12 protein-coding genes are annotated in these 10,021 nt (G+C 69.4%); all 12 read left to right on the top strand.

The window, feature by feature from the left end:
• Positions 1-440 precede the first annotated feature (440 nt).
• The 12 genes from IPJ78_19655 to IPJ78_19600 all read left to right on the top strand — a co-directional run bounded on the left by IPJ78_19655 (position 441) and on the right by IPJ78_19600 (position 10,015).
• Entirely contained in the window at positions 441-647 is a 207-nt protein-coding gene (locus IPJ78_19655) for a hypothetical protein (protein ID MBK7908743.1), read from the top strand.
• Complete coding sequence (locus IPJ78_19650) at positions 644-1,687, top strand: hypothetical protein (GenBank protein ID MBK7908742.1); 1,044 nt, start codon at positions 644-646, stop codon at positions 1,685-1,687. The genes IPJ78_19655 and IPJ78_19650 overlap by 4 nt, the downstream gene beginning before the upstream one ends.
• Positions 1,684-2,214 (top strand): hypothetical protein, encoded by a 531-nt coding sequence (locus IPJ78_19645; protein MBK7908741.1) that lies wholly within the window; start codon positions 1,684-1,686, stop codon positions 2,212-2,214. Before IPJ78_19650 ends, IPJ78_19645 begins: the two co-directional genes overlap by 4 nt.
• A gap of 11 nt (positions 2,215-2,225) precedes the next feature.
• Positions 2,226-2,654, top strand: coding sequence for a hypothetical protein (locus IPJ78_19640; protein ID MBK7908740.1), 429 nt, complete (start codon positions 2,226-2,228; stop codon positions 2,652-2,654).
• Positions 2,655-2,687: 33 nt separating this feature from the next.
• A complete protein-coding gene (locus IPJ78_19635) occupies positions 2,688-3,005 on the top strand; it encodes a hypothetical protein (protein ID MBK7908739.1) in 318 nt (105 codons plus the stop codon).
• 16 nt (positions 3,006-3,021) lie between these two features.
• Complete coding sequence (locus IPJ78_19630) at positions 3,022-4,233, top strand: acetyl-CoA C-acetyltransferase (GenBank protein ID MBK7908738.1); 1,212 nt, start codon at positions 3,022-3,024, stop codon at positions 4,231-4,233.
• 342 nt (positions 4,234-4,575) lie between these two features.
• A complete protein-coding gene (locus IPJ78_19625) occupies positions 4,576-5,019 on the top strand; it encodes a hypothetical protein (protein MBK7908737.1) in 444 nt (147 codons plus the stop codon).
• Positions 5,020-5,062: 43 nt separating this feature from the next.
• Positions 5,063-5,914 (top strand): 3-hydroxybutyryl-CoA dehydrogenase, encoded by an 852-nt coding sequence (locus IPJ78_19620; protein ID MBK7908736.1) that lies wholly within the window; start codon positions 5,063-5,065, stop codon positions 5,912-5,914.
• Positions 5,914-7,071 (top strand): acyl-CoA dehydrogenase family protein, encoded by a 1,158-nt coding sequence (locus tag IPJ78_19615; GenBank protein MBK7908735.1) that lies wholly within the window; start codon positions 5,914-5,916, stop codon positions 7,069-7,071. The genes IPJ78_19620 and IPJ78_19615 overlap by 1 nt, the downstream gene beginning before the upstream one ends.
• A 147-nt stretch (positions 7,072-7,218) precedes the next feature.
• Positions 7,219-8,295, top strand: a complete 1,077-nt coding sequence (locus tag IPJ78_19610; protein MBK7908734.1) for a Glu/Leu/Phe/Val dehydrogenase — start codon at positions 7,219-7,221, stop codon at positions 8,293-8,295.
• A gap of 2 nt (positions 8,296-8,297) precedes the next feature.
• Positions 8,298-8,741 (top strand): ribose 5-phosphate isomerase B, encoded by a 444-nt coding sequence (rpiB, locus tag IPJ78_19605; protein ID MBK7908733.1) that lies wholly within the window; start codon positions 8,298-8,300, stop codon positions 8,739-8,741.
• Positions 8,738-10,015: a serine hydroxymethyltransferase gene (locus IPJ78_19600; GenBank protein MBK7908732.1), complete on the top strand. Its 1,278-nt coding sequence runs from the start codon at positions 8,738-8,740 to the stop codon at positions 10,013-10,015. The genes rpiB and IPJ78_19600 overlap by 4 nt, the downstream gene beginning before the upstream one ends.
• Positions 10,016-10,021: the final 6 nt, after the last annotated feature.

Raw genomic sequence — 10,021 nt, 5'->3', positions numbered from 1 at the left:
GTCGTAGTGCTTCTACGCCTCGATCATCACGCAACGGCACAACGACCCCAATAGCGGCCACACGAACGTTACCGACTTGTTCGGGCGGTCGGTACAGGAAGGACCGAATGGCGAAGATCCAGGACGAAGTCGCTGTTGCAGGATGCTGGTGTCTTCTGCTGCTCCACCGAGGTGAAGTAGGCGTGTCTGATAAATCGGCCGGACGAGAGCTGACACCCAGGGGTAGCCAACGGAGGGAATGACCATGACGCTGAACTACTAGCACTGCCAGGATGGAGTCCGGAGGCCTCTCGTCGTACACGGCGGGCCTTCGGCACTTGGGGCCGCGACCGCTCCGGGTCCATTGGAATCGTGGCGCCTCAGGTGGTTGGCGGGGCCACACACGCCCCGCTACTTTGAAGGCTGTCCCCTCGTGTGCGGTTCGGGCAAGCAGGCCCGCAGTGCCAGCAGCGCGCCTCGCCCCTCTCCTCTCGACCCTCCCGGTCACGCCGCAGCAACCACCCCGCACGCCCGACGCCGACAGCCCACCTCGGCCGGGCCTCGTGCTCGGTTGGGGCCTGTTCACGTCGTTCGCCCTCATCGGACTCGGCGATCGCCTTCCGGCGCGGCGGCCGGTCCCGGTCCTGCTCGACATGATGAGTCCATGAGCGCTGCCTCCGCGCCCGCCCTGCTGGTCCTGACCCTCCCCGACGGCGCGACCCGCGAGGTCGCACCCGGCACGCTCGCCCGCGACGTCGTCGCGACCATCGGTCCGCGCCTCCTCCTCGCCTCGATCGCCGTCGCGGTCGATGGCGAGGTGCAGGACCTGATGACTCCGATCCGGCGCGGCGGGGCCTTCCAGGTCATCACCGAGAAGGATCCGCGCGCGCTCGCGGTGCTGCGCCACTCCGGGGCGCACATCCTCGCGACGGCGGTGCGCCGCCTGCGCCCGGAGGCGGCGATCGGATTCGGCCCCGCGATCGACGAAGGCTTCTACTACGACTTCGACGTCGCCAAGCCGTTCACGCCCGAGGACCTCGAGGCGATCGAAGCGGAGATGCGGAAGGTCGTCGCCGAGAAGTATCCGTTCGTGCGCGCCGAGGTGAGCCAGTCGGAGGCGAAGCAGGTCTTCTCCGACGATCCGCTCAAGCTCGAGCGCCTCGAGGACTTCGAGGGGTCCGACGAGATCATCTCGACCTACACCGACGGCCCGTTCACCGACCTCTGCCGCGGCCCGCACGTCCCCGACACCTCCTACCTCAAGCACTTCAAGCTGCTCTCCGCGGCCGGCGCGTATTGGCGCGGAGACGAGAAGCGGCAGATGCTGCAGCGCATCTACGCGACCGCCTTCTTCAAGAAGGAGGAGCTCGAGGCGCGCCTGCACCAGATGGAGGAGGCGAAGAAGCGCGACCATCGCGTCCTCGGCAAGCAGCTCGACCTCTTCCAGTTCTTCCCGCACGCGCCCGGCGCGGCCTTCTGGACGCCGCGTGGCACGCACCTCTGGAACGCGCTCGAGGGCTTCGTGCGCGAACGGCAGCGCGAGGACTTCCTCGAGATCAAGACGCCGCTCCTGTACACCAAGAAGCTCTGGGAGCAGTCGGGGCACTGGGGGAAGTACAAGGAGAACATGTTCCTCGTGTGGGACAAGGAGGAGGCGCGCCGGCGCCGGCTCGACCGAGGATGCGCTCGGCATGTCGCCTGCCGATGAACTGCCCCTCGCATCATCTGCTCTTCCACTCGCACAAGCATTCGTACCGCGAACTGCCGATGCGCTACGTCACCTTCGACGTGCTGCATCGCAACGAGATCTCGGGCGCGCTCTCGGGCCTCACGCGCGTGCGGCAGTTCTCGCAGGACGACTGCCACGTCTACCTCCGCGAGGACCAGATCGCGCAGGAGGTGAAGTTCCTCATGGACTTCATCCTCGGCTACTACGACACGTTCGGTCTCACGGCGCGCCTCAAGTTCGCGACGCGCCCCGAGCAGCGGATCGGCTCCGACGAACTCTGGGACCGGGCCGAGAGCGCCTTGCGCGCGGCGCTCGAGAGCACCGGGAGGCCGTACGAGATGAAGGAAGGGGACGGCGCGTTTTCACGGCCCCAAGATCGACTTCGACGTCATGGACTCGATCGGGCGCGCCTGGCAGCTCGGGACCATCCAGCTCGACTACAACGCCCCGGAGCGGTTCGACCTCATCCACGGGCGAGGACAACGCCGCGCACCGGCCGGTCGTGATCCATCGTGCGGTGAGCGGGTCGTTCGAGCGGTTCATCGCGATCCTCATCGAGCACTTCGCCGGCGCCTTCCCGGTCTGGCTCGCGCCCGAGCAGGTCCGTGTGCTGCCGATCTCCGACGAGGTCTCGGGGTACGCCCATGCAGTGACGGCCAAGCTCCGGGCTGCCGGCATCCGTGCCGTCTGCGACGAACGCAGCGACACGCTCAACTACCGGATCCGGGACGGCGAGATCATGAAGGTCCCCTACATGGCGGTGGGACGCATGAGCGCCCCTGCGCTTCGCCGCGTCGCGCTGCGCCGCATCGTCGCGCTCGCGCTCGCCGCCTGCGCGCTGCGCGCGACCGTGGGCGCGCAGCGGTGGAACGGCCCCGGATCGAACCGCCGCGGGTCGCGGCCGAGACCGTCGTCGGCGGCTACGCCGGCATCGGCGGATTCGTGATCGGCCGCTTCGTCGCCGAGGGCACGTCGAGCCTTGGCGTGGACCACGAAGGGACGCTCACGAAGCCTCGGGTTCGTCGGCGGCGTGATCGGCGGCGGCCTCGCGACCGCCGGCGTCGTGTACGGCATCGGCAACATCGGCAACCAGACGGGCGACTTCGACGCGACCTACCTCGGCACCGGCGTCGGTTTCGTCGCCGCGCTCGGCATCGCCAAGATGATCCTCGGTCCCGAAGGGCGGCCGCGCGAAGGGATGAGCACGGCCTCGCGCTGGGCGGCGGCGAACGTCATCGCGCTGCTCCCGGCCATCGGGGCGACCATCGGCTTCAACTCCACCCTGCGGCATCGCTAGTCAGGAGCTTCAATAGATGTCGGACCGCACGCCAGTCATCGTCTCCGCCGCTCGCACGCCGATCGGCCGCTTCCTCGGCGGGCTCGCCCCGCTCACCGCGCCGGAGCTCGGCGCCGTCGCCATCCGCGCCGCGATCGCGCGCGGGAAGATCGACCCCGCCGAGATCGGCGAGGTGATCATGGGCAACGTGCTGCAGGCGGGCGTCGGGCAGGCGCCGGCGCGGCAGGCGGCGATCAAGGCGGGCATCCCCGGCATCGTGCCGGCGTACACCGTGAACAAGGTCTGCGGCTCGGGCCTGCAGGCGGTGATGCTCGCGGCGCAGGCGATCCGCGCGGGCGACGAGCAGCTCCTCGTCGCGGGCGGGCAGGAGTCGATGTCCAACGCGCCGCACTACGTGCGCGGGATGCGCAACGGCATCAAGTTCGGCGCGCAGACGATGCTCGACGGCCTGATCACCGATGGGCTCTGGTGCGCCTTCTACGACCGCCACATGGGCGGGCACGCCGAGTACACGGCGAAGAAGGCGGGCATCACGCGCGCGCGGCAGGACGAGTTCGCGTTCCAGTCGCACCAGAAGGCCGTCGCGGCGATCGCGGCTGGGCGGTTCAAGGCCGAGATCGCGCCGGTCGAGATCGCCGGGAAGAAGGGCCCGACGATCGTCGACACCGACGAGTCGCCGCGCGCCGACACCTCGCTCGAGGCGCTCGGCAAGCTCAGGCCCGCCTTCCCGAAGGACGCCCCGAAGGACATGAAGCCCGAGGAGCTGACCGTCATCGCCGGCAACGCGCCGGGGCTCAACGACGGCGGCGCTGCGCTCGTGGTCGCATCTGAGGGTTACGCCAAGGCGCACGGGCTGCCGATCCTTGCGCGCATCACGGGCTACGCGTCGGGCGGCGGCGATCCGCAGGACCTCTTCTTCGCGCCCATCGTGGCGGTGCAGAACCTCATGAAGAAGACGGGCGCGACGATCGGCGACTACGACCTGATCGAAGCGAACGAGGCGTTCGCGGCGCAGGCGCTCGCCGACGGCGACGGCCTCGGCTGGGACTGGGAGCGCGTCAACGTGAACGGCGGCGCGGTGGCGCTCGGCCACCCGATCGGCGCGAGCGGCGCGCGCGTGCTCGTCACGCTGCTCCACGCGCTCGAACAGCAGGGCAAGCGCACCGGACTCGCGACGCTCTGCCTTGGCGGCGGCAACGCCGTGGCGCTCAGCGTCGAGAAGGTCTGAGGCCGGCGCCAGTGCCGAAGCACGGCGGCGGCACGCATCGACGAGGCGCTCCGGTCACGGGGCGCCTGGTCGCGTTCGCGGACTGGCGGCGGTCGTCTTCTTCGTGTTCGGCGTCGTCCTCAAGCCGCTCTTCCCCGGACGGATTGCCGCTCGGCGAGGAAGGCCGGCAGCTGTACCTGATCCTCCTCGTGGTGGCGTTCGGGCTCGCCCAGGTGATCGTCGTCGCGGTGGGCGAGAAGTCCGAGTGGGCGCTCACGGGGATGGCGCCCGACGGGGTGGGCGCCGCTCGGCGGGCGCGATGGGATTGGTCCTCGGCCTGGTGGTGCAGGGCGTGCCCTCGGCGTGGCGGCATTCACCGGGCTGGGCGAGCCGGGGACTGCGGCGTGGGCGTGGCCGACGCGGGACCTGCTCCTGCTCGCCGTCGCCTCCACGTTCGTGGACGCGCTCGTGTTGCGCGGCTACCTGATCGGGCTCCCTGGCGGCGCACTGGGGCGAGGTCGCGGCCGTCGGGGCGACCGCGTTCATCGCCTGGCGCTGGCCGTGCTGGGCGACACGCCCACCTTCTCCGGCGGCGCTGCTGGCTGGGGGACCGCCGCCTTCCTCGGCACCGTCCGGCTCCGCACCGGGAGCGTCGCCGCGGCCTGGCTCGCCCACCTCGCGATGACCCTGCTGGTGGACGCCGCGGGGCGTGACAGCGTGCCCTTCGTCACCGCCGTCCTGTCGGGCGTGGTTAGTTTTCTCCTGTTCGTCCGTCGCCCTGGCGCCGTCGGTCCGGGGCACGTCTGACCACCGGCGTCCCCGCGCGGGCCGCCTCCAACGTGCACTCACGATGACCGACCGTTTCGCCGTCATCGGCGCCGGACAGATGGGCAACGGGATCGCCCACGTCTGCGCCACGACCGGCTTCGATGTGACGCTGATCGACGTCTCCGCCGACGCCCTCGCCAAGGCCAAGGCCACGATCGACAAGAACCTCGACCGCCAGGTGAAGAAGGGCGCGCTCGACGAGGCCGCGAAGGCGGCGGCGATGGCGCGGATCTCCACCGCCACCTCGCTCGACGCCGTGAAGGGCGCCACCGTGATCGTCGAGGCGGCGACCGAACGGAAGGAGCTCAAGCTCCAGATCTTCCGCGACCTCGACGCCAAGGCCGACGCCGGCGCGATCCTCGCCACCAACACCAGCTCCATCTCCATCACCGAGATCGCCGCCGTCACCAAGCGCCCCGAGTCGGTCATCGGGATGCACTTCATGAACCCGGTGCCGGTGATGCAGCTCGTCGAGGTGATCCGCGGCCTCGCCACCAGCGACGCGGTGAACACGCGGACCATCGAGCTCTCCAAGGCCCTCGGCAAGGTGCCGGTGGAGGCGAACGACTTCCCCGGGTTCATCGCCAATCGCATCCTGATGCCGATGATCAACGAGGCCTGCTACGCCGTGATGGAAGGCGTCGGCACGCCCGAGGCGGTGGACCAGGTGATGAAGCTCGGCATGAACCACCCGATGGGCCCGCTGACGCTCGCCGACTTCATCGGCCTCGACACCTGCGTCGCGATCCTCGAGGTACTGCACGACGGGCTCGGCGACCCGAAGTACCGCCCCTGCCCGCTGCTCAAGAAGTACGTCGCCGCGGGCTGGACCGGCCGCAAGTCGGGACGCGGGTTCTACACCTACGCCGCCTGATGGACCTCCTCGCCCTCACCGAGGAGCAGCGCGCCATCCGCGACACGGCGCGCGCGTTCGCGGACGAGCATGTGCGCCCCTTCGCCGCGCAGTGGGACCGCGACAGCCACTTCGAGCCGTCGCTCATCCCCAAGCTCGGCGAGCTCGGCTTCCTCGGCATGCTCCTCCCCGCGGAGTACGACGGCCTCGCCCTCGACGCGCGGAGCTACCTGATCGCCCTCGAGGAGATCGCCCGCGCCGACGCCTCGGTCGCGGTCATGATGTCGGTGCACAACTCGCTGCCGACGCAGATGCTCAAGACCTTCGCCAACGAGGCGCAGAAGCGGCGCTTCCTCGCGCCGATGGCGCGCGGCGAGCTCCTCGGCGCCTTCGCGCTCTCCGAGCCCGACGCCGGGTCGGACGCGAGCGCCATCCGCTGCCAGGCGGTCCGCGACGGCGACGACTGGATCCTCGACGGCACCAAGGCCTGGGTCACCAGCGGCACGCACGCCGGCGTGATCATCGCGATGGTGCGGACCGACACGCCGGACGACCGCCGCAAGTCGAAGGGCGTCTCGGCGTTCATCATCACCCCCGACCTCCCCGGCTTCAAGGTGACGAAGAAGGAGGACAAGATGGGCCTCCGCGCGTCGCCGACGGTGCAGCTGGTGTTCGAGGGGATGCGCGTGCCCGGCGACCGCTTGCTCGGGCAGGAAGGGCAGGGCTTCATCTACGCGATGCAGTCGCTCGAGCACGGCCGCCTCGGCATCGCCGCGCAGGCCATCGGCATCGCGCAGGCCGCCCTCGACGCGGCGGTGGCGTATGCGAACGAGCGGAAGCAGTTCGGCAAGGCGATCGCCGAGTTCCAGGGCGTGAGCTTCAAGCTCGCCGACATGGCGACCCGCATCCACGCCGCCCGCGCCCTGTTGCACATGGTGGCCGCCGCAAAGGACCGCGGCGAAGCGATGAGCGCGGCCCCGTCGATGGCGAAGCTCTTCGCCAGCGAGACCGCGATGTGGGTGACGACGCAGGCAGTGCAGGTCTTCGGCGGATACGGCTACGTGAAGGACTATCCGGTGGAGAAGTACTTCCGTGACGCCAAGATCACGGAGGTCTACGAAGGGACGTCGGAAGTGCAGCGCATCGTCATCGGGCGGGCGGTGGCGGCGGGGATGTGACCTCTGTGTGGGCTGAAGGATGAAGGGTGAAAGTGAACTGCCTTCGCATCCCGCCCCTCCCCGCACCCCGCATCCCGCACCTCCCCCCGCATCCCTCGCCCCGCATCACAACGCTTTCATCCTTCATCCTTAAGCCTTCATCCCAAGATGAATCTCTTCGACACCATCGCCAAACTCGGCCACGAACAGCTCGTCCTCTGCGCCGATGAATCCGCCGGCTACCGCGGCATCATCGCCATCCACGACACCACCCTCGGCCCCGCACTCGGCGGCACCCGCTTCTGGAACTACGGCTCCGACGAGGAGGCCATCACCGACGCCCTCCGCCTCGCCCGCGGCATGACCTACAAGAACGCGGTCGCCGGCCTCAACCTCGGCGGCGGCAAGTCGGTCATCATCGGGGACAACCGCACCACCAACCGCGAGATGATCTTCCGCGCGCACGGCCGCTTCGTCGAGTCGCTCGGCGGGCGCTACGTCACCGCCGAGGACGTCGGCACCGGCACCGGCGACATGGACTTCGTGCACATGGAGACCGAGTACGTCGCCGGTCTCGCGAACAAGTCGGGCGACCCGTCGCCCGTGACCGCGCGCGGCGTCTTCCGCGCGATCCTCGCCTCGGCGATGCACAAGTGGGGCTCCGCCTCGCTCGAGGGGAAGACCGTCACCGTGCAGGGCCTCGGCAACGTCGGCACCTACCTCTGCCGCGAGCTCAAGGCCGTCGGCGCCAAGCTCATCGTCACCGACATCCGCCCCGAGCGCGTGAAGGCCGCGGTGGACGAGTTCGGCGCGACCGCGGTGCAGGGCGACGAGATCTACGCGGCCAAGGCCGACATCTTCGCCCCCTGCGCGCTCGGCGCGATCCTCAACGACGACACCATCCCCAAGCTCAAGGTCGAGATCGTCTGCGGCGGCGCCAACAACCAGCTCCTCGAGCCCGAGAAGCATGGCGCGGCGCTCGACAAGCGCGGCATCAGCTACGCCCCCGACTTCGTCGCCAATGCCGGCGGCGTGATCAACGTCTACGGCGAGGTCGCCGGCTGGACGCGCGAGCGCGCCCTCCGCAAGGCGGACGAGATCTACGACACCGTCCTCGGCGTCTACAAGATCGCCAAGGATGACGGCCTCCTCACCTACGACGCCGCCGACAAGCTCGCCGAGCGTCGCATCGCCGCCGTCGCCGGCATGGTGCGCACCTGGCCGCAGTGGCCGCGGAAGAGCTGACCATGGCCGAGCGCATCCCGATCGCGTCGGACCATGCCGGGTTCGAGATGAAGGAGCACCTCCGCGCGACGCTCGAGAAGATGGGATACGAGGTGGAGGACATCGGCACGCACTCGGCCGCCTCCACCGACTATCCCGACTACGCCCACCCGCTCGCCGCCAAGGTCGAGTCGGGCGAGGCGAAGCGCGGGGTGCTGCTCTGCGGCACCGGCCTCGGGATGAGCTATGCCGCCAACCGGCATCATGGCGTGCGCGCGGCGGTGGTCTGGAATCCCGAGATCGCCACCTTCGCGCGCAGCCATAATGACGCGAACGTCCTCGTCCTCCCCGCGCGCTTCGTGAGCGAGGCGGACGCCGACGCGATCCTCAAGAACTTCCTCGAGACGCCCTTCGAGGGCGGCCGCCACCAGAAGCGGGTGGACAAGATCGAACCGGAGAACGCATGAAGCCCGGCTACAACACCTGGGAGCGCCGCCAGCCCGGCGCCGCCCTCCTCGGCACCGACCCCGAGATCGCCGCGCTCATCGCCGAGGAGACGCGGCGCCAGAGCGAGGGACTCGAGCTCATCGCGAGCGAGAACTTCGTGTCGCCCGCCGTCCTCGAGGCGATGGGGTCGTCGCTCACCAACAAGTACGCCGAGGGCTTGCCGGGCAAGCGCTACTACGGCGGCTGCGAGGTGGTGGACAAGGTCGAGCAGATCGCGATCGATCGCGCCAAGCAGCTCTTCGGCGCCGACCACGCCAACGTGCAGCCGCACTCCGGCGCCTCGGCCAACGCCGCCGTCTATCTCGCCTTCCTCAAGCCCGGCGAGACGGTGATGGGCATGGACCTCTCGCAGGGCGGGCACCTCACGCACGGCTCGCCGGTGAACTTCTCCGGCCTCACCTACCGCGCGGTGCACTACGGCGTGAACGAGCACGGCCTCATCGACTACGCCGCGATGCGCGAGACCGCGCGCCGCGAGAAGCCGAAGATGATCATCGCCGGCTACAGCGCCTACTCGCGCGTGCTCGACTACCAGCAGTTCGCCGACGCCGCCAAGGAAGTGGGCGCGATCTTCATGGTGGACATGGCGCACTTCGCCGGCCTCGCGGCCACCGGCTGCTATCCCAACCCGGTCCCGTTCGCCGACGTGGTGACGACGACCACGCACAAGACGCTCCGCGGCCCGCGCGGCGGCCTGATCCTCTGCAAGGCCGAGCACGCGAAGGCGATCGACAAGGCGATGTTCCCCGGCATGCAGGGCGGCCCCCTCGAGCACGTGATCGCCGCCAAGGCCGTCGCGTTCAAGGAGGCCCTCGCCCCGTCGTTCACCGACTACTGCAAGCAGGTCGTCGCCAACGCGAAGGTGCTCGCCGGCGAGTTGATGCAGCACGGCGTGCACATCGTCTCGGGCGGCACCGACAATCACCTGATGCTCGCCGACCTCCGCCCCAAGAGCACCACGCTCACGGGCAAGGTGGCGGAACAGGCCCTCGACAAGGCGCACATCACGGTGAACAAGAACACCGTCCCGAAGGAGACCCAGTCCCCCTTCGTGACGAGCGGCATCCGCATCGGCACCCCGGCCGTCACCACCCGCGGCATGGCCGAACCCGAGATGATCCGCATCGCCGAATTGATCGACCGCGTCCTCAGCGCCCCGACCGACGAGCAGGTGTTGGCCGACGTGCGCACAGGTGTGCGCAAGCTGGCCGAGGAGTTCCCACTTTATCTATGAGGAAGG

The sequence above is a fragment of the Gemmatimonadota bacterium genome, from assembly GCA_016714015.1.
GTDB lineage: Bacteria > Gemmatimonadota > Gemmatimonadetes > Gemmatimonadales > Gemmatimonadaceae > Pseudogemmatithrix.
This window is presented reverse-complemented; position numbering and strand designations above follow the sequence as displayed.

Bases quoted from the DNA above. Each gene is read 5' to 3' on its own strand.
- IPJ78_19610 (MBK7908734.1), top strand. From the start codon at position 7,219: ATGAATCTCTTCGACACCATCGCCAAACTCGGCCACGAACAGCTCGTC.
- IPJ78_19650 (MBK7908742.1), top strand. From the start codon at position 644: ATGAGCGCTGCCTCCGCGCCCGCCCTGCTGGTCCTGACCCTCCCCGAC.
- IPJ78_19620 (MBK7908736.1), top strand. From the start codon at position 5,063: ATGACCGACCGTTTCGCCGTCATCGGCGCCGGACAGATGGGCAACGGG.
- rpiB (MBK7908733.1), top strand. From the start codon at position 8,298: ATGGCCGAGCGCATCCCGATCGCGTCGGACCATGCCGGGTTCGAGATG.
- IPJ78_19615 (MBK7908735.1), top strand. From the start codon at position 5,914: ATGGACCTCCTCGCCCTCACCGAGGAGCAGCGCGCCATCCGCGACACG.
- IPJ78_19630 (MBK7908738.1), top strand. From the start codon at position 3,022: ATGTCGGACCGCACGCCAGTCATCGTCTCCGCCGCTCGCACGCCGATC.
- IPJ78_19645 (MBK7908741.1), top strand. From the start codon at position 1,684: ATGAACTGCCCCTCGCATCATCTGCTCTTCCACTCGCACAAGCATTCG.
- IPJ78_19600 (MBK7908732.1), top strand. From the start codon at position 8,738: ATGAAGCCCGGCTACAACACCTGGGAGCGCCGCCAGCCCGGCGCCGCC.